The organism is Rhodococcus sp. OK302 (assembly GCF_002245895.1).
Lineage (GTDB): Bacteria > Actinomycetota > Actinomycetes > Mycobacteriales > Mycobacteriaceae > Rhodococcus_F.
In genome coordinates, this window is the sequence record NZ_NPJZ01000002.1 from 539,852 (window position 1) to 564,485 (window position 24,634).

Genomic DNA, 24,634 nt, shown 5'->3' on the forward strand with positions numbered 1-24,634 from the left:
TTGATGCAAGACATTCCTCGGCACCCGTTCGCAGTGCCTCAGATTCGGCCGGTTCTGGTGCACTGAATTAGTGAGACAGTCCCCGAAACGACGTTGTCCTCCGCCCCACGAAATGGGGCGGAGGACAACGTCGTCAGAATGTGCGCACGGGTCGGAAAATCAGCTGCCGAAGAGCGATCCGAGGGAACCGGTCGCGGGTGCTTCGACGGTGACCGTCGTTGTGAGGCTGACGGGGGCACCGACACCGTTGTCGGCGGTGAGAGTGAACGTGTAACTGCCTGCGGCGGTGGGTGTTCCGGACAGGGTCGGAACACCGGTGACGGGATCGTTCGCGAATGTCATTCCGGGCGGAAGCTGTGTCGGGTCCACCACGGTGACGGTGGGGTTCGGGGTTCCGGTGGCGGTGAAGGTGCGGGTCAGGACGGTGCCGACGGTGCCGGTCAATGCGACGGGTGTGGTGTCCGCGAACACAGGAGCGACCGGAGTCGGAGCAACAGTCATCGTCACATCGAGAGTTTTGGGGGTTCCGACGCCGTTGTCGGCGGTGAGAGTGAACGTGTAACTGCCTGCGGCGGTGGGTGTTCCGGACAGGGTCGGAACACCGGTGGCGTTTCTGAAGGTCATTCCGGGCGGAAGCTGTGTCGGGTCCACCACGGTGACGGTGGGGTTCGGGGTTCCGGTGGCGGTGAAGGTGCGGGTCAGGACGGTGCCGACGGTGCCGGTCAATGCGACGGGTGTGGTGTCGGCGAAAAGGGGAGCTTGGGTGGTGACGGTGAAGGTGCCGGTGCCGGTGCCGGCTCTGTCGTTGCCGACGGTGCACGTCACGAGGGTGGGGGCGATCGGAAACTGTGTTCCGGATGTGTGGTCGCAGGAGTTGACGGTCACTCCGATAGGGAGTGTGGGGGCAGTCCAGGTGGCGGTGGCTCCGTCCACGGATGTGGCGGGGGCGGAGACGTTGCCTGGGATTACGCTGCTTCCGGTCAGGTTCGCGCTGGTCAGGTCCGTGTCGTTCAGGTTTGCGCTGTTCAGGTTTGCGTCGTTCAGGTTCGCGAAGGTCAGGTTCGCGTAGGTCAGGATCGCGCCGGTCAGGTTTGCGCCGGTCAGGTTTGCGCCGTTCAGGCTCGCGACGAACAGGTTCGCGCTGTTCAGGTTCGCGCCGGCCAGGTTCGCGCCGGCCAGGTCCGCGCCGAACAGGTACGCGCCGTGGCAGTCGGACACTCTGTTCAGTGCAGGATTGCCAGGGTTCCAGACCGGGTCCGGTTCGTAGTGGGTGCAGGCGGCGGTGAGGATCTCGGCGGCAGTGGCGGCGGCGGCGGTGCCGGTGCCGACGGTCGCGATCGTGGCGGCAGCGAGAACCGCAGCCCCGAACGCGCCGGCGGCGCGGGTGCGGTGAGTTCGGTCCGGTCGGCGACGAAGATCAGGTGTGGTCATGGTGTAGTTGCCTTTCCGGCGGATTCCGCACGGGTGCGGTTCGGTCACGGAAAGCAACCACGAGAATGAAACATAACGGACACTCGCCTTGATGTATGAAATCCGGTGGCGGTTGGTCGCGGGAGAGACTGTCTCGGAATCGGCCTTGGTCTCAACAGGTCAACGCATCACCGACAATACTGGCTCAGCTATAGAATGCGGAGGACGCCAGGTCGACTAATCCTGTCGAGAGTCCGTGCGCCGAGCCGCTGTCGCCCCAGATGACACTGCCCGCTTTGGCGCCGGTCACGTTCGCAACGTTGAGCGGAAACTAATGACGTCTAGATCGATTTTTGCTCCATAGGATCAACGCTGCGATTGTTGCTGCAATTCCGGCCACGATCCCCGATGTCACTGCCCTGCCCTCTCCTGTAGCGGCGAGGGCGAAGAATGCGATGGCACAGGCAATTAGTAGCGGCACGCTGTACCGGTCCAGATTCTTCGGAAGAGGCATGTTGCCGATGCTAATCGACTGTTTGCTTCCTCAACCGATGAATGTCGTCACCCCACACAGGCCAATGCATCGCCGACGATAACCGATCAACCCCAGAAGATCGGATCACCACTACTTTCGATGTGATCGAGTAAATCCTGAATATGAGGGCTCGGATCCAAAAACTGGTAGCGGTGAAATTTGAGGTGGCGGTCCCGCCAATACAACGTCCACAACCCGGTTTTCTTCGTGTAATACAGGCGGGCGATCGGAAATCGCGTCCACTCCGGGCCGAGGTCCTCCCGCCACGGCGGCCGGCATTCGCAGATCGTCACATGACGCGGCGCGATGTCGCATTCGACCCGGATCTCATGACGCAGACGATCGGGAACCCTACTCGCGCAATACTTCACAACCCGAGCGACATCGAGCTCGGGAAGTCCGGTGGCAGCCATGCCCCCATCATGCCAACCGCCATCGGCGGCCGACTTTCCTATCCGGTTGCGCAGGAACCGAGCACCTGTTCTTCTCGCTGGCGTGGACTGTCCCAATCGAGCACCCGACGAGGCCGATCGTTGAGTCTCACCGCGACCCTATTCAGGTCATCTTGGGCGAAACTGCGCAGGTCAGCGTTCTTGCGCAGGTACTGACGCAGCAACCCGTTCGCGTTTTCGTTCGTCCCTCGTTGCCATGGATGATGCGGGGCGCAAAAGTAGACGGGCATGTCGAGGGCTGCGGTGATGCGCTCGTGTTCGGCCATTTCCCGTCCCCGATCCCAGGTCAACGAACGACGCAGATACGCAGGTAGCCGGCCTAGATAGGCAATCAGCGCATCCGCGACCGTCTCGGCCCGGTACCCGTCCGGCAATGCCACCACATGAGTGACGCGTGATTGTCGATCTACCAGCGTCGCGACCGCTGACGGGCGGGTGCCGAACACGAGGTCACCCTCCAGGTGCCCGGGCTCACTACGATCGTTTGCCGCAGCTCCTCGAAGATCGATCGAGACCATATTTCGTATCCGCCCACGACCGTGGGAGCGTTTCTTCCCGCGAGGTCGACGTATCGGTCGATCGGTGCGCAGTTCGTGAAATACATTGCTGTCGAATACTTTCCGCGACGGTATGTAGAGGCAACGGTAGATCGTCTCGTGCGAGACCCACATCTGCGGATCGGCCGGGTACTCGCGTCGGAGCCAGACGGAGATCTGTTGCGGTGACCACTGCTCATGGAGCTTTTCCGTGATGAGTGTCCGCAGAATGGGCCGGGCACACAGGATCGACATTTTGGGGCGGCGAGCACGGACATACGCCGCTGCATCCGCCTCGACCGCACGGTAAGCGATACGTCCGCCGTTGCGGGCGATCTCGCGTGCAATCGTGGACGGTGATCGTCCGAGTTTCTCGGCGATCGTCCGAGCGCTGTCACCTGCGGCAATTCCTCGCGAAACTTCTTCGCGTTCACCGGCGGTGATGTGGCCGATTCGCCGTGCTCGTGGGACTGGTCGGATACCGCCGGACTCACGTAGGAAACGACGAATTCGGGGCATCGTTTCCCCGAGGGTCCGCTCGATTTCTCGTATCGATTCTCCACGGCGGTGGAGATCCCAGATCAGGTTCTCCTGCTCCACAGTGAATCCGAGTGCCTTGCTGCCCATCCATGCCTCCACGATCACGAATCATCTCATCAGTAGTGATGCGTTGACCTGTTGAGACCAAGGCCGAATCTGGGACTGTCTCACCGATCAATGCACCAGAACCGGACGTTACCGAGGCATCCGGAATGTCAGCTGAACCGAGGACCGTCCGTTGTTTCACCTCCCGCGTCACGTTGAATGCCGGCGGCCAAGACGAGCCATGCCTCTCCGATGTTCGTTGTGTTACGGCAACTTGATGAAATCCGCCGTCCCAACGTTCGGTGGCCGCGGCAATTCACTTGGCCCTACGACCGCCTGTGTTGTTCGGCAACAGCGGAAACTACCGAACGGGCGGCCGCCGCCAGTTGCGTCAGGCCTGGTTCCTCGATAGGGAAATGCCCACAGTTGTCGAGCAGAACGCTCTCGGTAGGTGCGGCGACGCGGGCAAGGAAGCGCTGGCTGAGCTGAGGCGGGGTCCAACGATCAGCGGCCGGGTGGATGAGAGTGACCGGCGCCGCTGTGAACTCTTCGGGCGGAGTGTGCTTGTACGCGAACCAGTCGGCAAGAAACCCAAGGGGGACTCGAACACCACCACCGCGCGGGTCGGAGCTACAGAGCATGGACAGTGCGGGATCGTTGCTTATCCGGTTCATCCGCACGAGCCACTTGATCGGCAGGCGCACGCCGCCACCGAAACGCACAAGAGGCGGCAGCAATGTCGGCGCTGCCCGTCCCAGAGGACCCCAGCGTGCGGCAGCGGCGCGGGCGTCCGGGTCAGCGGGATCCAGCAGACAGGTCGCTAGGACTGCCGCTACTTGTCCTGTGCGAGCGGCAATTTCGTAAGCCATCATCCCGCCCATGCTGGCCCCGAACAGGATCAGCGGACGAGGATCTGCAGCCCGTTCGGCGTTGACGAAGTCGCAGAGCATGTCGATCCAATCGCCGTACCGAACGAGCGACGGCTGAGGCTCTACGGTGTAGCCATAGAGAGGCAGGTCAGGGAAGATGACTTCCACACCCTCGTCAGCCGCGAGGGCAGCGAATGGCCAAAGCGCCTCTGCGTGTCCACCGGCGCCATGGATCCCCATGACTCGCACGGACGCATCCGGGCGAGAGGCGCGCGCGACATGAATTTGCCGGTTGCTCCAGTTCCACCACGTCGAGACCGGTTGATGCTGTGTCGACTGGAACTCTTCCGGCAAGAATTGGGCATATCGTGCAACATCCATCCTGAAGATCCTTATGGAAGGTTAGTGCTGTGACAACTCGCATTAGGCGTCATGAGTAGGCCAAGAAAGACGCCTGCTCAGGAGCGTTCTCGGGCCACTGTCGACCGCATCGTGGAGGCGGCTACTCGCGTTCTCGATCGGGAGGGAATAGCTACGACGACGAATCGCATTGCTGACGAGGCTGGAGTGTCTGTCGGTTCCCTGTATCAGTATTTCCCGGACAAGCACGCCATCATCCACGCGATGGCTCTCCGGCACCTACGGGAGAGCAGTTCGAGGCTGGCTTCGGTTTTGGACCAGCTGGACGAGGCGCAACCCGAATGGTCGGTGGTTGCCGAGCGATTGGTGTCGGCCTCTGTTGACCTCAATTCCCGCTATCCCAAGGCGCATTCGGTGATGCGCGAGTTTGCGCCACGATCCGATGAGATCGTTCGAGAGTTTCGGGACCTAGTGGAGGGAGTGTCCGTTCGTCTTGTTCCCCACCTTGCGCGCGCCGGTGTTCCCGAAGATGTAGCGCTGATGCGAGCGCGATTGTTCGTCGCGGCGGCTGATGGGCAGATCCACCAACTTATCGGCGGGAAGTCGACTGATCCAGCGGCACTCGCCCGCGCAATCGTCGATCACTCGACAGGGAACGGCTTGCACTAGTGCACGGTTTCACGCGGACAGCCAAGAGTCGTCAATCTTGCTTCACTCCATGCGAAGTACTCCCATGACGATCCGGTAGCGGCCTGCGCTAGTGGTAGTTCGCCATTGTCTCACCTTCAGATGCCCCAGAATCGGCCGGTTCTGGGGCACTGATTCGTGAGACATTCCAGATTCGTTCGCATCCAAGATGCGCATGATCGCCGATATGCACGAAGCTGTGACGCAAGCCAAGTAGGAACTCGACCGCACCGCTGTCAGTCGATCAACCACGGCTACGAGTCTGCCTCTCTACCGTGACTGTCCATGAGGAAAAGACTGGAACAGATTGCGGCCATAGCAGTGGTATCCGCAGGGGTGCTGATCCTGACGAGCTGCGCGCACAATATTGAGGTGCCGACAACCTTCGCGGCCACTGTGACCGTCATCGGCGAAGCAGACCAAGTATCAGTCGACTCCGGCGAATGCACCATCGGAGAGATTCGTGTCGCTCCCAACGACCAAATAAACATTTTCGGAGGCAGCGGCGCCGCATCCACCAGGTCGACATTGGAAGCCGAGTCCATCGATCAGAATCCCGACGGCACAGGCACATGCACCTTTACCGCGCACTTCGATGCCGTCCCCGCGAACCAGAAAAGCTACGACATCTACGTGAACAACACCTTTGCACAGCAGTCCTTCACCTCTGACGAACTCAAAAGCGGTGCGACCTACCGACTGCGGTAGCTCCACACCCACCGACAGGCACAGGCGGGGAGTCGAACATTCTCGTCAGTGGTGTCAACTGCTGTAGTGATGCTCAAGTGCGAGATGCCGTGCCGCCGATACGGTTAGCGCCAGAACGAGGACTACGACGGCAATAACCACTGCGAAGGTGAGAGGCGTGGTGGTGAAACCCTGCAGCCATGCGATACCGCTTCCAGCTCCCACCGCCAGCAAGGCGCCGATCGGCAGTAGAGCCGCCAATCTCTTGACAGTCGCCGAGATACGCGGGTCTCCGCTCAGTCGCAGGGTCGCCCACACGCTCATCACCGCACACAGATAGGCCAGGACACCACTGGTCAAATAGAGGGGTAGGACCAGCATTCCCGGACTCCCGGAATACACGTTCGTGAACGCGATTGTGAGTCCGTACAAGGTGCCGCTCAACCCGATGGCCACGGCGATCAGTGCGACCGGAATTATCAGGCCCAATCGTAGTGCGCGGCCGCTCATTTCGCGTTCGTCAGCCCACGCCCGGAGTGTGGCCGGCGCGTCCTCACCTACGACGGCTGTCACGCTCCTGCCGTCATCGAGAGCGCCGCCGAGCTCGCTGTCGAGTTCGGTCAGGAGTGTCTTGCGGTCCGCGGACCGCACTGCGGCATTCCTCCAGATCCTATTTGCGGTCCGGGTGAGTGCTTGGCGTTCTGTTTGGTCTGCCGGCGAATCGGCGGTGGTGTTCACTGTGCGCCCTTTCGTTTTTCGACGGTGACGGCGGAGTCCAGAAGGGAAGTGACGTTGCCGGCGACGGCATGCCATTCGTTCCGCCCGGATTCGAGTGCATCGATTCCCGCGGTCGTGAGGGAGTAGTACTTTCTGGGCGGACCCGATGCAGAGGGCTGAGATTGGGAGGCGACGAGTCCGTTTCGTTCCAATCGAGCCAGGAGTGGATACGACGAGCCGCCTGCGACGAGGAGGTCACGTTCAGCCAGCCGTTCGGTGAGTTCGTACCCGTAGACCGGTCGATCTCGCAGGAGCGCGAGAAGGCACAGATCCAGCACACCGCGAAGAATCAAGCTTCGTCGTTCCACTGCACTCATGTTAAGCAAGTTAGCAGCCGGTAGATTGCTTTACAAGGGAGCGTGGCCGAAGTGCAGCACCGTCGACGGTTGGTGCGAACGGTCGACGGGCTAAGCGCCTACCGGAATTGCTCGCATATTTATTCATGCCCGTTGACGTCTCACCTTCGGCCGTTTGTAAGGCATCAGAACGGTGAGACACTCTCCGACTGTTGAGACGATGCACGAGATTGGTTAATGCTGACGCTGAATGGGGCCGCGGCACTGCCTACCCGCGATCGGCACCGCACAATACTCGAATGACAACAGCAGATTCGCCGGACGGAGATTCGCCAGTAGATAAGCTTCCAGTTCTCGCGCCACCACCTGGATCACGCGGCACGAGGATCGGTTTCTTTGCAGGCACCGCGCTCGCAACGGTGAGCGTCGCATTGTTCATCGTGTCGGGATTCGCGATCCTCTCCGGCGATTCAGGGGTCGCGCAACCCGTCGCGACAGTCCTCGGCGGCGCAGGCGTTCTCGGGGCTGGTGTCCTCACCTTCCGATCCGCACACAACACTCGAATCAGTGCGGAGAAAACCGCCGCTGAACAACTCACACACGCAGCAATAGAACTCGAACACGCGCAAAGTGTCGCGGCCGACGAGAAGGCGAGACACGAGAAGCAATTCGAGGAACAGCGACAACAAGCCGAGCTCAGCCGGGCGGAGCAGGCGCAAACGTTCGAGCGCACCTACAAACGAGAAGTGATCCGAGACTTACGATCCCGCTACACCACCTGCGCCGAACAACTCGCCCATGACTCCGCCGCGATCCGACTCGCGGGCGTCTACGCACTCGCATCCCTCGCCGACGACTGGCAACAACAGAACGAACGCGATGAGAAACAAGTAGCCCTCGACCTACTCCGTGCCTACCTCCGCACCCCCAACACCCACACCCCAGCATTGGTCACCGCCGAGCTGCCAGACACCGGCGAGCTGGAAGTACGCAAGACCATCCTCCTCACATTGCATAAACGCTCAACTGCGGAGGCTTCGGATCCGAAAAGCTGGAAAGGATTCGATTGCACCATTAGCGGTGCGGACATATCAAACTTGAATCTGACCTCGTCAGACCTGCCCGGAGCAGTCCTGTGGCGCGTGAACCTATCCGGCGCGAACCTGACCGCTGCGCACCTGACCTCAGCGAACTTGGGCAGCGCGGATTTGGCCGGCGCGGACTTGACCTGGGTAAACCTATCTGGTTCTGACCTGTTCGGAGCGGACTTGACGGGTGCGATCCTCGTTGACGCGGACTTGACCAGTACGAATCTGGCTCACGCGAAGCTATCTAGCGCGAATCTGTCTGGCGCGAACCTGACCTCTGCGAACCTGACCCGCGTGAACCTGCTAGATGCAGTCATGTTCACGGCGAACCTGTCCGGTGCGAACCTGTCCGGAGGGAAGTTGTCCGGTGCGGACTTAACCGGCGCGAATCTGTCTGGTGCGAATCTGACCGGAGGGAAGTTGTCCGGTGCGGACTTAACCGAAGCAAACCTGACCGAAGCAACATTGGTTGACGCGGAATTAATGAACGCCGATCTCACCGAAGCAAACCTGACCAACGCGAACCTGCACGGTGCAAACCTCGCGGGCGCAAAAATCGAACGTGCAAACCTCAGCCACATTTACTGGACCGCGCTTACAATCTGGCCGGAAGGATTTTCCCCGCCCACGTCACGCGAGCGCCCTTAGGCGGTATGAGGGTCTGCCCGTTGTGGGGAGTGGTTCGTTTGGCAGTGCCTCAGTATCGGCCGTTACTGGGGCGAGTGAAGGTGAAACACATTCGTCGTCTTGCCGCCCGCCGGCCGCAAGACGGCCGGATAGGTTCAAAGGGCAGTCAAACCAATGCCACAGTGAAATCGCAGCGTCTCGTTGCCAGATTGTGATGTGTCCCAGAAACCTGTCTCACCCTTCAGGGTGCCCGCTTGAGCCTGTCGGGGGATTCTGAGACAGCCGTCCCGTGAGCGCTACTTTTGCATACAGACGGGTAAGCGGGACCGATCAGGTACTCGATTTGCAGAGGGACGCTCTGACGGGCATTCAGTGCGTTCGGGTCTGGGAAGAAGTGGCGAGCGGCGCACCAAACGACGTGCCAGTGCTACTCGATCTGCTCGGCCATCTCCGAGAAGGTGACGCCCTGGTCGTCTGCCGACCGGACGGGCTCGGTCGACCGCTCATCCCACTATTCGGCAGCGAAAGCTGCTGCGTCGTAAAGGCTTGTCGCGATTCGATCGAGGTTGCCCCGATCCTTCGCGCTCAGCACCGAGAACGTGTCGGCTTCAACGTGATCGAGCACTCGGTCACTCTCGGCGAGAATCTCTCGCCCGGTATCGGTGATCGTGACGATCTGACGTCGTCTGTCATTCGGATCCCGTTCGCGGACGACATGACCGTTGGTTTGTAGCCCGTCGAGGTAGGCGACGATGTCTCCCTGGTCGACGACAACCCGCTTCGCGAGTTCTTTCTGGTGGCACGGCCCGAACTCCTCGAGGGTGCTCAAGATTGCGTGCTGGTTCGGCAGGAGCCCCACTCCGGCGAGGGCTTCGGCATAGATCTGCCTGATCCGCAGAGCAGTGCGAATGAGCACGAATCCTGGCCGGCGTGACAGGCGGGGGGCGTACTCTGGCGAACTCATGACCCAATTATAGGGCACCCTAATGTTTATAGTATCCAACGATATGCGCCTTGGCTGGCATCGGTGGCGCGTCCGAAAGGACACGCCACCGATGCAGATCGATAGCGGGCCTCTATGCGCCGAGGTTGATCGTGCGCTGTTCGTTGGCGATCGCGCTGACCGTGCAGGTGCCGATGGGCCCTTCTCGATCGAACAAGACCGCCGATCCGACAGCGATACCGGATGCGCTGACGTGGTTGTCGGCCTCGACGCCCATCTCCCGACCGACTGGCAGCCGAGCCAACACCAGGGTGAGGTCTGCGTTGATGAAGCTCAGCCCACGGGTTCCCCAGTTCGTTACCAGGCTGGTTGCTTCGCCAACGATGGCCGCGGCCACGAAGGGTGATGGTGTTTCGCCCCTGACAGCGGCGATCCGCTGGGACCACATACGTTTTCGGCTGGCTCCCTGGTGTTCATGGATGGCTACCGACCACCCGTCGGGGTGGTCGTCACTGCCGAACAGAGGGACCGTGATGGCCTGTTCGAGGGCTGGCAGATCGGCCGGGGGTGGTTGGGGGATCGAGGAACGACCCCACAGCTGCCCGGCTGGCTGCGACGAGGGGCGAAGGAATACCGCGGTCGCCCGGGCGATCACCTTGCCTTCGTGGAGTACGACAGCGTCGGCGACACGGATGCGGTTGCCGTCGCGGATACGGGTGGTCTCGATAGTCAGCGGTTCCGCAGGGATCGGCTGACACAGATCGACGGTCAACCGTGAGGGGACTAGGTGGTCTGCCCCGTGGTCATTCTCGAGGGCACGGGCAATGACCCCGCACGTTGCCGGGCCGTTGATGAACTTCGGAGACCAATGGCTCCGCGCCAGCTCGGTCGGGACAAGTCCATCCGGGGTATCGGTGAAGAAGGCGTGATCTTCGCTCATATCGTCTCTCCGGTGTTCGATGGTGTCGGGGTTGGTCGTGTCAGAAGTCGAGGCCGTCGGTGACGCCGAGAGAGCGCCTTCCCCATGCGGAGATGCTGCGCTCGTAGTCGAACATCGCGTGCTGTGCGACTCCGTGGATGTCGCGCCAGTGGCGTTGGATCGCGCTGCCGGTCGAGAGGGAACTTGCTCCCGATGCCAGGAACACGTCTTCGACCGACTCGACCGCTTGACGGACGGCGAACGAGAAGTCGCGGCGGTTGCGTACGCGGACGAATCCGAGGTCGGCGCCGGCATCGACCTGGTCGGTGACGGTTTCCATCGCGCGGTAGATCAGCAGGCGTGCTGCGTCGAGGCGTGCGGTAGCCTCGCCGAGCTTGAAGTGGGCGAACGGCTGATCGACGATCGGTGCACCTGTGTAGGCGTTGCGGCGCTTGATGGTTCGCTCGACCCAGGCATCGAGTGCTCCGCGGGCGACGCCGAGAGCAGGGGCCGCGAGGTACGCCGGCCAGGTCGCGTCGAGCGGCGCCCGGTACATCGGGTTGGTGTGGAACTTGCCGCCCGGTGTCGTCCCGGTTTGCTGATCCGAGAAGTTCAGCAGGCGGTGTTCCGGTACGAACACGTTCTCCAGTCGCACGCCGCTGGTGCCGGTTCCACGCAACGCGGCGGTGTGCCAGTCGTCGAGGATTTCGTAGTCTCCCTTGGGAACCAGCAGCGAGATCATCGACGGCGCACCGTCCGCGTCCGAGCGAGGAGGAAGGACTGCGTTGACGACGATCCAGTCCGCGTGATGTACGCCGGAGAGGAAGGTCCACTTGCCTTCGGTGATGTGGACGCCGCCGTCGACCCAGCGGGGGGACGGGCCACCGACCGCCGACGTGCAGGCGACTGCATCGGGGTTCTCGCCCCAGACGTCGTGTTGGGCTTGCAAGCTGAACAGCGAGAGGTTCCAGTTGTGGCTGATGTAGACCCCGGCGGTCCACGCGGTAGCACCGCACGCCCGACCCAACTCCTCGACGACCTCGACGTGGGTGGTCAGCGGGAGCTCGGATCCTCCCCAGTGCATCGGCTGGGAGATTCGCAGGAGCCCGCTGTCGAGCAGTTCGGCCATCGTCTCGTCGGGAAGATGGCGCAGGTCCTCGGTCTTCTCGGCGCGCTCGGCAAACCGAGGAGCGAGGTCGCGTGCTCGTGCGACGGCGTCGGCGGAGGTGATGGTGGTTGCAGTGGTCATCGTTGGTCCCGATCGTCTAGTGGTGGTTGGCTGGATATTGTGGGATGGCAAGCGGTTCAGGCGCTCTTGGGCTGACGGGCGCGGGAAACGGCGTCGATGTACCGGTAGGCGCCGACCGGATCGAGGATCCAGTCGGTGGCATCGCGGGGATCGTTCATGCATTCCGCGAATCGGCGGCCGATCTCGGGGAACTCCGCAGCTGCGACGTGCAGTTGTCGAGCATGGTCGGGGGTCGGGCTGAGGAACTGGGTGGTGAAGTCGGTGGCCGGCCCTGCGTAGGACCAGAATTCATCGAAGGTGGTCTGCATGAACTCTTCGTCGAACGTGCCGATGTGCCGGGTGATCGCCCGCAGGTAGATATCGGCGCATTTGGTGGCGTTGTTGGCGCCTTGAGCGGTGATCGGATCGTTGATCACCGTCACATCGGCCATTCCGAGAACCACGGCTCCCGAGGGCAGGGCGGCGACAGGCCGGCGGACGGTGGGCGTCAACCGTCCGACGAGGGTCGCGTTCTCGTCGATCAACGAGACTGCGCGGGCACGGGCGGCCTCTGAGGGAAAGTATTTCGCCAGGGATGCCTGCGCTCGGGTCAGGAGCTCCGTTCCGTCGGCAGCGCCGTCCCAGATGTCCATGGGGCCACCGGGAATCGCTTCGAAGAGCATGATGTCGCAGGGTCCGGACTCGGCGAGGGCCGGGTAGGTGAGGTACTCGCCAACTCCCGGTACGACATTGAACTCCACCAGTGCCTCATCGTCCGGCCGCTCGAGGCCCGAGACGTAGAGCATCGCCAACGATCGCTGGGGGCTGGTGAACGGAGAGAGAGGTGCGTTCCGCTCGAACAGTCGGGCAATCTCTCCTTTTCCGGCTGCCACGATCACGAGATCGCTTTCCTGGCAATACTGTTCGATGCTGGCGACCGTGGCGGTGTCGATGACAAGGTGACCGCCGCGGCGCTCGAACTCCTCCATCCACGTCGACATCTTCACGCGTTGGTCGACCGATCGTGCCGGCCGCTCGAACCGTGCGGACCACTGGTTGAACAGTGTTGGGGGATTGGTGGGTGCGAAGGCCGAGACGCTCATCCCGGCGATCTCGGGGCATTCCTCGTCCCAGAGGTTCAGTCCGAGGGAACGTTCGATCCCGTTGGCCATGTCGAACATGCACTGGCTCGAGGTCACCCGGCCGTTTCGGATCTGATCCGGTGATCGGTCCGAGACGATCGTGACGGCATAGCCGTACTGGAGCAGTCCGATACCCAGTGTCAGGCCGGCCTGACCGGCGCCGACGATGGTGACAGCGCCTCGAATCGAATTGTGTCGCACGTTGCGTACTCCTTCTGTTGTCTGCAAGTCCCCGCGATACAGGGGCTCGGCGAATGTGAACTGCAGGCAGATTCCTGCAGGTGGAGTGAAGAATTGAGAATTGGCGGTTGTGTTCGCCCGAGACCGGGACGGACTTCCGTGCACCGCCGACATTAACTGGCTACCCCAATCATTGGCAAGCCTAATTAATAATTCATGGCATTGCCAATGATTGGGCAATGTGTGTAACTTCAGTCAGGTCGGAACACGGACGTTGGCGGAAGAACTTGTCGATCGACACCGCCAGATCGTCCCGATCGAAGGGGAGAGCGTGATGATTCAAGAACTGTCGTACATCGGTATCGGCTCGCCGCGCGCCGAAGAATGGCGCAGCTACGGCACCAAACTCCTCGGGGCGATGCTCGCCCCGGACGGCCCCGACGGAGCCGTCCGTCTGGCCGTCGACGACGTCAACTATCGCATCGCCGTCCACCCGGCAGCCGAGGACGAATTCCTCTACGCCGGTTGGGGTCTCGCCAACGAGACCGATCTGCACGCGTTCGCCGCGCACCTCGAGTCCCGGGGCGTGACAGTGCACTGGGGCGACCAGCAGTTGTTACGCGAACGTGAGGTCGCAGAGCTGGCGTGGTTCGAGGATCCGTGGGGAACACGCCACGAACTGAGCTGGGGGAAGGCTGCGACGCCACTGTCCTTCTCGACCGGACGAACCATGCGGGGCGGATTCGTCACGGGCGACCAGGGGCTCGGCCACATCGTCTTCCAGGTCCCGAACATCGAGAAGGCGAACGAGTTTTACGTCGACATCCTCGGATTCCGTCTCTCCGATCGCATTATCACCAAGTACGCCAATGTGCGCTTTTACCACGTCAACGGGCGCCACCACTCGCTCGCGCTCTCCGAATTCCCTGGCCACGTGGGCTTCAACCACCTCATGCTCGAGGTCGAGCACATGGACGACCTCGGTCGGCTGATCGATCTCCTCGACGAACACGACGTCGACATCATGCAATCCCTCGGCCGCCACTCCAACGACCTGATGACGTCCGTCTACATCGGCAGCCCCTCCGGGTTGCAGATCGAATACGGCCACGGAGGACTGACCGTCGACGACCTCAGCTGGGTCGCACGCACATACACCCGCCCCAGCTACTGGGGGCACAAGCACTCCGAGGCCGCGAAGACCCAGCTGCCGGGCATCGTCAAACCACTCGTTCCCGCCGAAGTCTGACAAATCCGACCGAAACCACACAGTCAAAGTTCGCTCTCGAGAACCACAGTCGGGGGATGGCGATAGTGCGGTCCGAACAATGAGGTCGAGTCCATGAATGAGATTCAATCCGGCGTCGCCAATACCAAAGACCCAAGCGCTGCGCCGGAGACCTCCGTTGCCGGCGAAATCCCCGTCCCTATTGCCTGTCGATTTTGACACTTTCGCGCCAGCGTCTCAACCGCATCGAGAATCAAAACGGTTGAGACGCTGGCTCTTCCGTGGAAGAGACGCCACGCGGCCACACGCTTCTAGCGCTAAAGTCGGATCTCTGGGCATATGACTTCTCGGAAATTGTTGGCACGGAGAACACGACGAAATTCGCAGATCACAGACGTGGTAAGTCGACTGAGAGTTGTGTTCAGGGCGCCGGAAGCACCCAGGCTTCCCGTTCCGTGCGGGCCAACTCGATGTTCGCATACAGTGCTGAACGCTTCAAACCTGTGTTCCGGCAGAGTGTTTCGATCTTGAACTGCCCGGTCTCGTACGTTTGCAACAGGTACGCACGCTCTTCCGGCGTGAGCTTGTGCTGACGGCCCTTCATCTTGCCGGCCGCCGCAGCCGCCGCAACAGCATCCTTCGTCCTCGACCGGATCAGGTCTGACTCGAATTCGGCCATCAGTCCGAGGACGCCGATGAACATCTTGCCCATCGGATCAGTCGGTTCGTAGATCTTCCCGTCGATCGACAACGCAACACCCTTGTCCGCCAGTCGCCCCACAGTTTCGTGAAGGTCCTTCGCCGATCGGGAGAGTCTGTCGAGTTTGGTCACGCAGAAGACGTCGCCTTCGCGGGCAGCGTTGATCGCGTTGTCGAGTCCGGGCCGCCGGGTCTGCCGGCCACTGATTCCGTGATCGACGTAGACCCGGTCTCGGTCGACTCCCTCCTTGGCGAGAAGCTCGACCTGAATCGACGAATCCTGAGCCACCGTACTGACCCGTGCGTAGCCGATCTTCATTCCACTCCCGATTTTCGCCGTTCACAACGTCCCGCAGCCAAACTGTCCGCTAGAAACTATGCCATACCGGACAAATTAAACGGACACCTAAACCGGACCAAATCGCGAGAATTTCGCCACGTCAACCTGTCAGTTTCAGAAGACGACTGCATTTTTCAAAAGACCACTGCACGTCAGCTGGAAGCATCATCACTAAGTCATCCCCGATCTGACGGCAGGCCATCGAATTCGCGGATTGATCGGTGCGCTTGTTGAAGCTGACTCCTCTACTAACCGATCGATCCGAGACCTCGACTGCTGAAACTTGTGCACGCCACCAGCACTTCCTTCGCTTAGGTGGTCTCGTCAGTAGTCAGGAGCACCGTTCCGAAGAGCTTTCCGCCAATGGACGTGACCGAGTGCGACACGGATACGACGACTTGGTTTTCTGTCTGCCACGCGAGGGTGGTGGCGGTCGAGGTGAATCGCACCGGAGTTTCCGGAGACTTCATCCTTTGGGAAAGATGGAGTCATGTCGTCAGGAACGAACAAGAGGTACCCGCCCGAGCTGCGTGAGCGTGCGGTGCGGATGGTCGCAGAAGTCCAACACGAGTACCCGTCGGAGTGGGCGGCGGTCGAATCCGTCGCCGGCAAACTCGGCATTGGAACAGCGCAAACGTTGCTCAACTGGATCCGGAAGGCGCAAACCGACGCCGGCGAACGACCCGGTGTGACAACCGAGATGGCAGCGGAAATGCGCAAACTCCGAGCCGAGAACCGGGAACTCAAGCGTGCCAACGAAATCCTGAAGTCGGCATCGGTTTTCTTCGCAGCGGAGCTCGACCGCAACAACAAGTGATCATCGACTACATCAACCGATACAAAAACGAGTACGGCGTCGAGCCGATGTGCAGGGTGCTCACCGAGCACGGCTGCACGATTGCGCCGTCCACCTACTACGAAGCCCGCGGCCGTTCCGCATCTCGACGGTCTGTGCGCGACGAAGAGCTGAAGATCGAGATCAGCCGCGTGCACGCTGAGAACTACTCGGTCTATGGCGCCCGCAAAGTCTGGCTCCATATGAGACGCGAGGGCATCGACGTGGCCAGGTGCACCGTCGAGCGACTGATGGGCATCCTCGGACTCGAAGGCGCACGTCGAGGGAAGACCAAACGCACCACCATCGCTGATCCGCAAGGGCATCGCGCAGACGATCTGGTGCAGCGGAAATTCAACCCGGTGGCGCCAAATATGTTGTGGGTAGCCGACTTCACATATGTTTCGACGTGGTCAGGTTGGGTATATGTCGCGTTCGTCATCGATGCGTACTCACGCAGAATCCTCGGCTGGCGAACCTCGACGACGATGACGACCCCGTTGGTGCTCGATGCGATCGAGCATGCGATCTGGACACGCCGCAGAGAGGGGATTACGGATTTGTCGGGGCTCATTCATCACAACGATCGCGGGTCGCAGTACACGTCAATTGCGTTCACCGACAGGCTCATTGAGGTTGGTATCGATGCCTCGATCGGTGCTACCGGGTCAAGTTACGACAATGCTCTGGCGGAGACGATCAACGGGCTTTACAAGACCGAGTTGATCAAGCCTCGCGGGCCGTGGCGAACGGTCGAACAGGTGGAAATCGCCACGCTGGAGTGGGTGGACTGGTTCAACCGCCGACGTCTCTACGAACACTGCGGCGATGTGCCTCCGGTCGAACTCGAGGCGTTCTACTACGGTAAACACAGAACTACGCGAATCGCGGAGTTCTCAAATCAGTAAGTCTCCGGACTCGCCGGTGCGATTCAAGGCGTGGTTCGCCAGATCCGAGACCAACTCCGAGAGGTCGTTGTATGGACCGAGTTCGATCGTGGTGATCTTGTAGCTGTGATCTGTACTCACCAGGCACAGCCTACGTGCGTGTGCGACCTCAACTCGGAATTGATTACTTTCTCCTATCGAGTTGCACGTGTCCATCAACCGTTGGTTGGTGAGGCACTGAAAAGTGAGACAGACAGTCTCGCGTGATGGCAAGTACAGGCGTCGACTTGCAGCGAGGATACCGAAACGCAACGCTAGATTAGCTCCGCAAGGAAGGTACGAGTCAGCCCACTCGAGGTGCAGGGTGCTCGGCGCCCGATTCTGTATGCGTCGTCAGTTCACGCGTCGCGAGAATAGAGCCGAGGACTGCAGATACGGGTGGGAGGTCGTGGTTTTCGCGTTGTAGTCGTTGTGCGCCGGCGCATAGATTCTTCGATGCCAGTGCCGTTCTCGTGGTTTCACGAATATCCGCAGAGGTCACGGTGATCGGATCGAGGGTGATTCCGGCGCCGAGTTGGGTGAGTCGTTCGGCGTTGAGTTCCTGGTCGGCGCCCATCGGCAGGGTAATCAGCGGAACACCGTTGGCGATAGCCCCGAGGACGCTTCCGGACCCGCCATGATTGATGACGAGGTCGCAGTGTTCGAGTACTGCTGCTTGTTGAACGAACCTTTCGATTCGGATGTTGTCTGCGGTCACAGGAATACTTGCCGGGTCGATGGCAGGGCCCACGGTTGCCAGGACTCGGACAGGGAGGTCACGCAATCCTTGCAGGACACGGATGAAGAGGTCACCGGATTCGGTGTTGAAAATTGTGCCCAGTGTGACGTACACGCGGTGGGCCTCGTTTCCTCCGGCCAGCCAGGCTACTGCCGGATGATCGATGTCGGCCCTCGCGGGTTCTGTCTCTGACCGAACCGATATCGCACCTGAGGACAATGGAAAGTTCGGGTGACGAAACGACGATGGACCAGGAGAAATTATGAGATCTCGGGTCAGTTGTACCAGGTTCGGATCACTGGGAAGTCCGTACATCTGCCGCAATTGTGCGAGGGGCCGGTGTACGTGTTCGATGCGGGTGAGCGCCCCGGACGCGATGACGTTCACGACGATTCGAGGGATGCCCGCCTGTTCGGCGGCGATCATGGCGCCGAAATCCATGTCGTCGCACACGAGAAGGTCGGGTTGCCACAGGTCGATGATCTCTCGAGCCCGTTCGGCGTGGCGGTGCGCGAGTGTGCCGGCGAAATAGTTTCCGATCACCTCGAATTCATGATCGAGATCAGAAGGCACCAAAGTTCCTGTCGTGCTGAGAGTTCGAGTAGATGACGATGAATTTTCGTAAGGGAAATAGGCCTCGAATGCTGGGCACCCGTCGATGACATCTCGTTGGCCGCCTATTGCTGCCGTCCACCCGGCAGTCTGTAGGGCTCGAACTATCGGGAGGCACGGGTTGAGATGACCAACTCCCCCCGCGAATGAAAGCAGAACCTTCGTTGGATGCTCCGCTTCGTCGGTGTCGTGGTTTTGGGACATAGTCGAGTAGGTGTTTTGGGACATAGTCGAGTAGGTACCTCCTGATTAACGCGGCTCTGCCGGTCAAGCTTTTCATTTCCATGCCTTGCCAATTGTGTGCGCGCATCCCACCCTCCTGAATTTTGCTGCAAGACATTCCTCGGCACGCGATCACAGTGCCCCAGATTCGTTCCGTTCTGAGGCACTGAATTGGTGAGACAGTCCCAATTCGTTCGTTGCCGAGAAACTCGAAGCTGAGACCAAGACACCCGAAGCTGAGACACTGTGACTGGCTCGTCGGCAAGCCGGATAGCAAGAACATTCGTGAGTAGCGAAAACCGTCAAGTCCACAGCTACAGAACTTGAAGACTGGACGAGTGCGCGAACGAACCAACAGATTCCCTCTCCGACTCGGATTTTAGGAGGTCGATCGTGAAAGTTGTCGTGGTTGGTGCCGGCTACGCGGGAACGATCGCGGCGAACCGGCTGGCAAAGAAGGTGAAGGACGCGGAGATCACGGTGGTCAACCCGCGACCGACCTTCGTCGAGCGAGTGCGGTTGCACGAGCAGATCTCCGGGACCGGTGAAGCGGCGACGCCCCTCGCGTCGATGCTCGCGAAGGGAATCACCGTACGGGTCGGGGACGTGGAGAAGATCGTTGACGGCAACGTCACGCTGGCGGGCGGCGGTGGCCTCGACTACGACTACCTGTTCTTGGCGGTCGGTAGCACCGGCACCCCGATCGACGGCTCCATCGCCGTCGGGACGTGGGAGGGTGCGACCCAGTCCCGTGCTGCACTCGACGCGCTCCCCGCGGGCAGTACCGTCACCGTCATCGGCGGCGGTCTGACCGGCATCGAGACAGCGTCCGAGATAGCCGAATCGCACCCCGACCTGTGTGTACGTCTGGTCGCCGAAACAGTCGGTGCGAGCCTGTCCGCTGGCGCGCAGAAGCGGGTGCATGCCGCCCTGGATCGAATGAACGTCGAGATCACGCGCGACTCCGTCAGGGCAGTCGACGCCGGTCCGAACGGAGCCGTCCACTTCCGATCCGGTGCGGCTTTGGATTCCGATCTCACGCTGTGGGCGGTGGTGGACAGTGTTCCCGACCTCGCGGCACGCAGTGGTTTGCAGGTGGACCCGCAAGGGCGGGCGGTGGTCGACGAGTTCCTCCGTAGCGTCAGCGATCTTCGGATCTTCGTCGTCGGCGATTGCGCCGCCGTCCCCGGTGCCCGGTTGGGCTGTGCCACTGCGTCGCCGCAAGGTGCGCACGCGGCCGACACGCTCGCGCGAATGATCAAGGGATGCAAGCCTAAACCGTATTCGATGGGCTACGTCGGGCAAGTGCTGAGCTTGGGGCGCAAGAACGCGGTGGTGCAGGCGAGTCGCCGCGACGACAGGGTGCGGCGGTTGTATGTCACCGGCCGACTTGCTGCCATCACCAAGGAGTTGGTGTGCAGATACGCGAAGTACGGACCGCGGACGGCGATTTACGTATGGCTGCCCGGCGAACGGAATCCGTCATCGGCGGTGGAATCGCACACTTCTGTCTGATGAACGACAGCTACCTGGTCAACACCAGGCCCGGTCGTCTCACTGCAGATCCGGAACGCCGCTTACGACTCGAATGCGCTTTCGGTGCCGTCCCGACAGTTCCGTCCTGTAATAGATTCCGAATCGGGGCGACGAACGGGACCACGATTGATCTCCCTTGGATGGTTATGCACTAAATCGAGTGTCTCGCCTTCGTTCGATACTGAGGCATGGAAAGCTGAGACACCACCATGTGACCGGAGAAGGGCGCCTCTCTATATGTCAACCCCTTGGGGAAACGAGGAGTTTCCGGAGGTCAGGCGGCCATTGTGACGGGCGACGTGCGGTGGGTGTGCTGGCGCTGTCCGTCGGCGATCATGATGCGCCACAGGTGATTCGACAAATGACGTTTGAGGCAGCGCATAGCGGATTTCGGCGCCATCCCTGCAGCTCTTTTCTTGTCGTAGTAGGCGCGTCCGGCACTATCCGGCATCCGTATCTGGACCATCGCAACGGTATGGATCGCGGAGTTGAGTTGACGATCACCATAGCGAGATAGCCGGTGACGATTGCTCTGAGCGCTGGCAATTTGGACGGGCGCCGTTCCGTTGTAGGTTGCGAATGCGGCTGTGGTGGGGAATCGGTGAGCGATACCGGTTCGTCCGATCAGCCGGCCGGCCAGGATTGTCCCGACTCCGGGTACGTCTCGGAGCGACGTGCCGAGTTGGTCGAGCAATGATGCGAGCTCGCGGTGGTTGTCGGCGAGTTGGGTGTCGTAGCGTTTGAGGTCGGCGATCAGGTCGCGGCACAACCGCATTCGCATGCTATCGATCGTTGTTCGTGGCTTCATCCGGCGGATTGCGGTTGCAGCTCGGCTCGCGGTGAGCTGGGTGGGAACGCCGCCCGCGAAGAGTTGCCGCAGCAGGGCATGAAGTTGATTCGCCGTCCGTGTCCGGGCAGCGGTCAGGTTGTTTCGACGTTCGTCCAGCAGGGCGAGCATGTCGGTAATCGATTCAGGGTGCACCGCCCGGGCATCGCCTTGCATGGCCGCGACGGATGCCGCTGCGGCTGCGTCGATGCGGTCGTTCTTGCGTCGGGAACCTTTCGAGAGTTGCCGGACGCGGGCTGTTGCGGTGGTGGGAATGTCGAGGACCGATTCCCCCGCCGCCAGAAGCCATTGCGCGAGATGGTGGCCGAGACCTTCTGCGTTTTCGATCGCCCAGGTCCGCTGCGGCCAGGTTTTCGACCATGTCAGCAGGCGTGTGTACTCCGCGAGTGTCGCTTCGATGCGTAGTGATCCGAGGTCGGTGTTGGTGGCGGGTTCGAGGGAGGTTGCCGTGTGGGTGGACTTGTGTGGGTCGATGCCGATGATGATCACTGAACGGGTCCCTTCCGATCGACGAGATGTGGGGATCCGCGGCGGACACTCCGACTTCCAGTACCGCACAAGATGATCGGGGTTCATGCCTCTCTTCAGTCACGCCGCGAACGCAGACCGCACGGGTAACACGCCCAATCTGAGTCAACCTCGTTGCCGGGGCGACAAGAATCTCAGGAGTCAGTCCATGCGACCTGCTACGGAACGTTACGGGTAGCGAACCCGAACAGACGTACCGCTGACGATCATTGAAGTCGGAATCTCAATAGGTTTTGTCAAGCACGGCCGCAGGCCGTTCCCCTCAGGGCGGAGCCGAAGGCTACGCAGGTCCGAGGGTCGAGCCGGGCAGATTAGAGCTAAGCTGCGTGGCCATGAGCGATCAGTGTGTGTTCTGCGGCATCGTGGCCGGCACAGTCCCGAGCGTGAAAGTAGCCGAGGACGATACGACGTACGCCTTCATGGACGTCAATCCGGGATCGGACGGTCACATACTGGTCATTCCCAAGCGGCACAGTAAAGATCTGTTCGAGATCCCGGCCGATGACCTGACCGATGTCACTCTGGCAGCGCAGCGGATCGCCAAGGCAGCGGTCGCGGAGTTCGGCGCGGACGGGGTGAACCTGCTCAACTGCTGTGGCTCCGACGCCTGGCAGACAGTGTTCCACTTCCATCTGCACGTGATTCCGCGATGCGTCGACAAGACCAGGGACCGATTGGTGCTGCCCTGGCAACCGGGAACCCCAGGCGACATGGAGGCGATCGCCACTTTGGGCAGTCGGCTCTTCACCGCCCGGGACGGGCAACTTTCCACCGCCCTGGATTGACTTGCGCTTCACCCTCGTTTCATGGATCGGGCTTTCACCTGGGTGGACGACCTCTCTGTCGTCAGAAAATCAGGTCACCACTCGTGCTGCGCAGTGATCAGGGCGGGCAACACGGTGGAGACGATCGAGGCAGCGAAATCAGCCATCGGTTCCTGGAAGTGTTCGGGACCATAGAATTGCTCGAGGAAGGCCCGTAGGTAGCATGCGCCGGCGATGGACGATGCGGCCCCGTTGATCGGGGCACCGGCAACGATGGTGCCGTTGCGCTGCTCGTTCTGAAGGAATCGGGCTACTGCGGCCGGGAGAAGCGCCGGGCCCGCACCTTGTGCCATGACGGCGTCTCGGTGCCGTGCGAGAAGTTCGGCGTCGGAGAACAGTGATGCCCCGATCGCGAACGTCTGCCGGTAGAACACCGTGATCTGCTCGATCGTCGCTACCAACCTGCTCTCGAGGTTGGCGTCGCCGGGGGCGTGATCGGTGCGGGTGAGGATGTCGACAGTGGGAACTCGTTCACGCAGGACGCTGAGAAACAGGTCGACTTTGTCGTCGAAGAGCTTGTAGATCATCGCCTCCGAGTAGCCGGCGACCGCCGCGATCTCCTTCGTTGTGGCGCGGGCAAGCCCTCGATCCCTCATTGTGCTGGCCGCTGCGTCCAGTATTCGGTCACGTGCAGAGGGGGCAGCAATGTCGGGCATGGTCCGACGGTAGCTTACGATCGTGGTTAGTGAGTACACACTAACCAAGGAGTTTGCATGCTGGTGATCGCGATCGACGTCCTGCTTGTTCTCTGTCTCCTGCTCACCACATGGTTCGTCGGATACGTGGTCTATCGCCTGGTGACGGACGGGTAGGGCTGGGTTCACCAGGTTCCTGCTCGATTGTCATAGCGAGCGGAGATGCGTCGCTGAACGCGGCCGCGATGCGGTGTGACTCTCGGAATTATTTGGCAGGGTTTCCACGGAATTATTGGCTACGGAACGCTCGACAGCTCAGATTTCGTTCGAATTCGGCGAGAGCACCAAAGATGGAAAAGATCAGTTTGCCACCCGAGGTGGTGGTATCGATAGCTTCGGTCAACGACTTGAAGCCGACACCGCAGGCCGCGAGATCCTCCACCGTCTGCAGTAGATGGGGGAGTGAGCGGCCCAGTCAGTCGAGGCGCCACATCACCAACATGTCTCCGTCGCGAAGATGGGAGAGAAGGTCGCTCAGTTGCGGGCGGGTGGTGGTTGCACCGGACGCGGTTTCGGTCCAAACTTTGAGACAGCCGGCAGCACTGAGAGTGTCGAGTCTGATCGGTAGTCGATACCCTCGCGTAGCCCTGTGACCCTCGGAATTATTTGGCACGTTTTTCACAGAAATATTTGGCACCGTGAGGGCTGTCCGGCGAGGTGCCGGTAGATCGTCGATCGGGCGTGCGAGTCATGGCAATTGCGCAGTCACGTCTTGTGGAGCGCTCGTGTCGAAAATCTAGGGCAATTTGTTACAGGTCGTGACTGGCGAATCTATGCGTTCCATTCGGTGATGGTGGCGTTCTCGATGCCACCACCGAAAGTGTGGAGCACCAGGAGCGCTTGCCCTGAGGCGACGAGTCGGCCGTCGTCGGTGAGGCCGATGTCGAGCATTCCGGCCTCACCGTGCACCTGACACCACACGTAGTCCGGAACGTGCACCAGTCCGGACGCCGGGTCGGTGTCGAGGTCTGCCGAATGTAGGGATACTTCACCGAATACGTTGTCTTCGAGAGCTTCTGCGGCTTCGCGGTCCACCAGTAGTAGCGGGCCGGCACCGATCAATCCGTCGACGGGAGGCCGGGTGAACACGAAGTGCGCACGGTCGACGGTCGGAGGGTGCGTCGATGTGTCGACGACGGTACGTTCGCCGACGATGCCTGGCTGTTCAGGGATGACGATCCAGTGGTCCATTGAATTCCTTTTCTGCCTGACATGTCGTTGATGAACGAAAATTCGCGGGCGGCGTAAGGCCGTCAGCACCTCGCGCGAGGTATCGAGTGGT

The 24,634-nt window shown here is 60.9% G+C and carries 23 protein-coding genes, 2 pseudogenes and 1 other annotated feature; of the genes and pseudogenes, 8 read left to right on the plus strand and 17 right to left on the minus strand.

Translation table 11 applies throughout. The features are described 5' to 3' along the window. Window positions 1-159: 159 nt before the first annotated feature. The 4 genes from BDB13_RS30435 to BDB13_RS30450 all read right to left on the minus strand — a co-directional run bounded on the left by BDB13_RS30435 (window position 160) and on the right by BDB13_RS30450 (window position 4,768). Window positions 160-1,431 (minus strand): pentapeptide repeat-containing protein, encoded by a 1,272-nt coding sequence (locus tag BDB13_RS30435; RefSeq protein WP_141210779.1) that lies wholly within the window; start codon window positions 1,429-1,431, stop codon window positions 160-162. 579 nt (window positions 1,432-2,010) lie between these two features. Next, window positions 2,011-2,358 carry a DUF3024 domain-containing protein gene (locus BDB13_RS30440; RefSeq protein WP_094275704.1) on the minus strand — a complete coding sequence of 116 codons (348 nt, stop codon included), beginning with the start codon at window positions 2,356-2,358 and terminating at the stop codon, window positions 2,011-2,013. A 38-nt stretch (window positions 2,359-2,396) separates the two neighbouring features. Further along, complete coding sequence (locus tag BDB13_RS30445) at window positions 2,397-3,560, minus strand: IS30 family transposase (protein WP_094275940.1); 1,164 nt, start codon at window positions 3,558-3,560, stop codon at window positions 2,397-2,399. Between the two features lie 284 nt (window positions 3,561-3,844). Beyond that, window positions 3,845-4,768: an alpha/beta hydrolase gene (locus BDB13_RS30450; RefSeq protein WP_094275705.1), complete on the minus strand. Its 924-nt coding sequence runs from the start codon at window positions 4,766-4,768 to the stop codon at window positions 3,845-3,847. Window positions 4,769-4,819: 51 nt separating this feature from the next. On the opposite strand from BDB13_RS30450, the gene BDB13_RS30455 reads away from it, so the two are divergent. Together BDB13_RS30455 and BDB13_RS30460 are read left to right on the plus strand one after the other, a co-directional pair. Further along, complete coding sequence (locus BDB13_RS30455) at window positions 4,820-5,416, plus strand: TetR/AcrR family transcriptional regulator (RefSeq protein ID WP_094275706.1); 597 nt, start codon at window positions 4,820-4,822, stop codon at window positions 5,414-5,416. 303 nt (window positions 5,417-5,719) lie between these two features. Continuing rightward, window positions 5,720-6,142: a hypothetical protein gene (locus tag BDB13_RS30460; protein ID WP_094275707.1), complete on the plus strand. Its 423-nt coding sequence runs from the start codon at window positions 5,720-5,722 to the stop codon at window positions 6,140-6,142. Between the two features lie 54 nt (window positions 6,143-6,196). Here BDB13_RS30460 and BDB13_RS30465 read toward each other — a convergent pair whose 3' ends face one another. Together BDB13_RS30465 and BDB13_RS30470 are read right to left on the minus strand one after the other, a co-directional pair. After that, window positions 6,197-6,772 (minus strand): hypothetical protein, encoded by a 576-nt coding sequence (locus tag BDB13_RS30465; RefSeq protein WP_141210780.1) that lies wholly within the window; start codon window positions 6,770-6,772, stop codon window positions 6,197-6,199. A gap of 83 nt (window positions 6,773-6,855) precedes the next feature. Then, a complete protein-coding gene (locus tag BDB13_RS30470; RefSeq protein WP_094275709.1) occupies window positions 6,856-7,215 on the minus strand; it encodes a PadR family transcriptional regulator in 360 nt (119 codons plus the stop codon). A gap of 278 nt (window positions 7,216-7,493) precedes the next feature. Here BDB13_RS30470 and BDB13_RS30475 point away from each other — a divergent pair, with 278 nt between their 5' ends. Further along, window positions 7,494-8,930, plus strand: a complete 1,437-nt coding sequence (locus tag BDB13_RS30475; protein ID WP_094275710.1) for a pentapeptide repeat-containing protein — start codon at window positions 7,494-7,496, stop codon at window positions 8,928-8,930. 268 nt (window positions 8,931-9,198) lie between these two features. Next, window positions 9,199-9,402, plus strand: a pseudogene (locus BDB13_RS33400) (recombinase family protein); the annotation flags it as partial. Window positions 9,403-9,420: 18 nt separating this feature from the next. On the opposite strand, the gene BDB13_RS33405 reads toward BDB13_RS33400, so the two are convergent. The 4 genes from BDB13_RS33405 to BDB13_RS30500 all read right to left on the minus strand — a co-directional run bounded on the left by BDB13_RS33405 (window position 9,421) and on the right by BDB13_RS30500 (window position 13,342). After that, on the minus strand, window positions 9,421-9,873 hold the full coding sequence (locus tag BDB13_RS33405) for a MarR family winged helix-turn-helix transcriptional regulator (protein WP_094275712.1): 453 nt from the start codon (window positions 9,871-9,873) through the stop codon (window positions 9,421-9,423). Window positions 9,874-9,985: 112 nt separating this feature from the next. Next, window positions 9,986-10,792, minus strand: coding sequence for a thioesterase family protein (locus tag BDB13_RS30490; RefSeq protein WP_094275713.1), 807 nt, complete (start codon window positions 10,790-10,792; stop codon window positions 9,986-9,988). Window positions 10,793-10,832: 40 nt separating this feature from the next. After that, complete coding sequence (locus tag BDB13_RS30495; protein ID WP_176459815.1) at window positions 10,833-12,020, minus strand: acyl-CoA dehydrogenase family protein; 1,188 nt, start codon at window positions 12,018-12,020, stop codon at window positions 10,833-10,835. Between the two features lie 56 nt (window positions 12,021-12,076). Next, window positions 12,077-13,342: a styrene monooxygenase/indole monooxygenase family protein gene (locus tag BDB13_RS30500; RefSeq protein ID WP_254923133.1), complete on the minus strand. Its 1,266-nt coding sequence runs from the start codon at window positions 13,340-13,342 to the stop codon at window positions 12,077-12,079. 220 nt (window positions 13,343-13,562) lie between these two features. Here BDB13_RS30500 and BDB13_RS30505 point away from each other — a divergent pair, with 220 nt between their 5' ends. After that, window positions 13,563-14,570, plus strand: a complete 1,008-nt coding sequence (locus tag BDB13_RS30505; protein WP_254923134.1) for a VOC family protein — start codon at window positions 13,563-13,565, stop codon at window positions 14,568-14,570. A 400-nt stretch (window positions 14,571-14,970) separates the two neighbouring features. Here BDB13_RS30505 and BDB13_RS30510 read toward each other — a convergent pair whose 3' ends face one another. Further along, entirely contained in the window at window positions 14,971-15,567 is a 597-nt protein-coding gene (locus BDB13_RS30510) for a recombinase family protein (protein ID WP_094275715.1), read from the minus strand. 511 nt (window positions 15,568-16,078) lie between these two features. On the opposite strand from BDB13_RS30510, the gene BDB13_RS30515 reads away from it, so the two are divergent. After that, window positions 16,079-17,331, plus strand: a protein-coding gene (locus tag BDB13_RS30515; RefSeq protein WP_094275319.1) for an IS3 family transposase whose coding sequence is annotated in 2 segments (ribosomal slippage) — window positions 16,079-16,367 and window positions 16,367-17,331 — 1,254 coding nt in all. Because the reading frame shifts where the segments join, the coding sequence is not laid out codon by codon here. Next, window positions 16,366-16,494 (plus strand) — a sequence feature (AL1L pseudoknot). Its footprint overlaps the gene before it by 129 nt. Here the strand turns inward: BDB13_RS30515 and BDB13_RS33410 are convergent. Then, window positions 17,320-17,451 (minus strand): hypothetical protein, encoded by a 132-nt coding sequence (locus BDB13_RS33410; protein ID WP_254923135.1) that lies wholly within the window; start codon window positions 17,449-17,451, stop codon window positions 17,320-17,322. The genes BDB13_RS30515 and BDB13_RS33410 overlap by 12 nt on opposite strands. Before the next feature lie 202 nt (window positions 17,452-17,653). Then, the gene (locus BDB13_RS30520; protein WP_254923136.1) at window positions 17,654-18,661 is read right to left on the minus strand and encodes a glycosyltransferase; all 1,008 of its coding nucleotides are present in this window, start codon (window positions 18,659-18,661) and stop codon (window positions 17,654-17,656) included. Window positions 18,662-19,315: 654 nt separating this feature from the next. On the opposite strand from BDB13_RS30520, the gene BDB13_RS30525 reads away from it, so the two are divergent. Further along, window positions 19,316-20,437 (plus strand): NAD(P)/FAD-dependent oxidoreductase, encoded by a 1,122-nt coding sequence (locus BDB13_RS30525; protein WP_094275717.1) that lies wholly within the window; start codon window positions 19,316-19,318, stop codon window positions 20,435-20,437. A 295-nt stretch (window positions 20,438-20,732) separates the two neighbouring features. Here BDB13_RS30525 and BDB13_RS30530 read toward each other — a convergent pair whose 3' ends face one another. Then, complete coding sequence (locus tag BDB13_RS30530; protein WP_094275718.1) at window positions 20,733-21,794, minus strand: IS110 family transposase; 1,062 nt, start codon at window positions 21,792-21,794, stop codon at window positions 20,733-20,735. Window positions 21,795-22,165: 371 nt separating this feature from the next. Here BDB13_RS30530 and BDB13_RS30535 point away from each other — a divergent pair, with 371 nt between their 5' ends. Then, window positions 22,166-22,618 carry an HIT family protein gene (locus BDB13_RS30535; RefSeq protein ID WP_094275719.1) on the plus strand — a complete coding sequence of 151 codons (453 nt, stop codon included), beginning with the start codon at window positions 22,166-22,168 and terminating at the stop codon, window positions 22,616-22,618. Window positions 22,619-22,692: 74 nt separating this feature from the next. Here BDB13_RS30535 and BDB13_RS30540 read toward each other — a convergent pair whose 3' ends face one another. The 3 genes and pseudogenes from BDB13_RS30540 to BDB13_RS30550 all read right to left on the minus strand — a co-directional run bounded on the left by BDB13_RS30540 (window position 22,693) and on the right by BDB13_RS30550 (window position 24,543). Beyond that, the gene (locus BDB13_RS30540; RefSeq protein ID WP_094275720.1) at window positions 22,693-23,313 is read right to left on the minus strand and encodes a TetR/AcrR family transcriptional regulator; all 621 of its coding nucleotides are present in this window, start codon (window positions 23,311-23,313) and stop codon (window positions 22,693-22,695) included. Window positions 23,314-23,608: 295 nt separating this feature from the next. After that, window positions 23,609-23,939, minus strand: a pseudogene (locus BDB13_RS30545) (recombinase family protein); the annotation flags it as partial. A gap of 184 nt (window positions 23,940-24,123) precedes the next feature. After that, complete coding sequence (locus BDB13_RS30550) at window positions 24,124-24,543, minus strand: hypothetical protein (RefSeq protein ID WP_094275721.1); 420 nt, start codon at window positions 24,541-24,543, stop codon at window positions 24,124-24,126. Window positions 24,544-24,634: the final 91 nt, after the last annotated feature.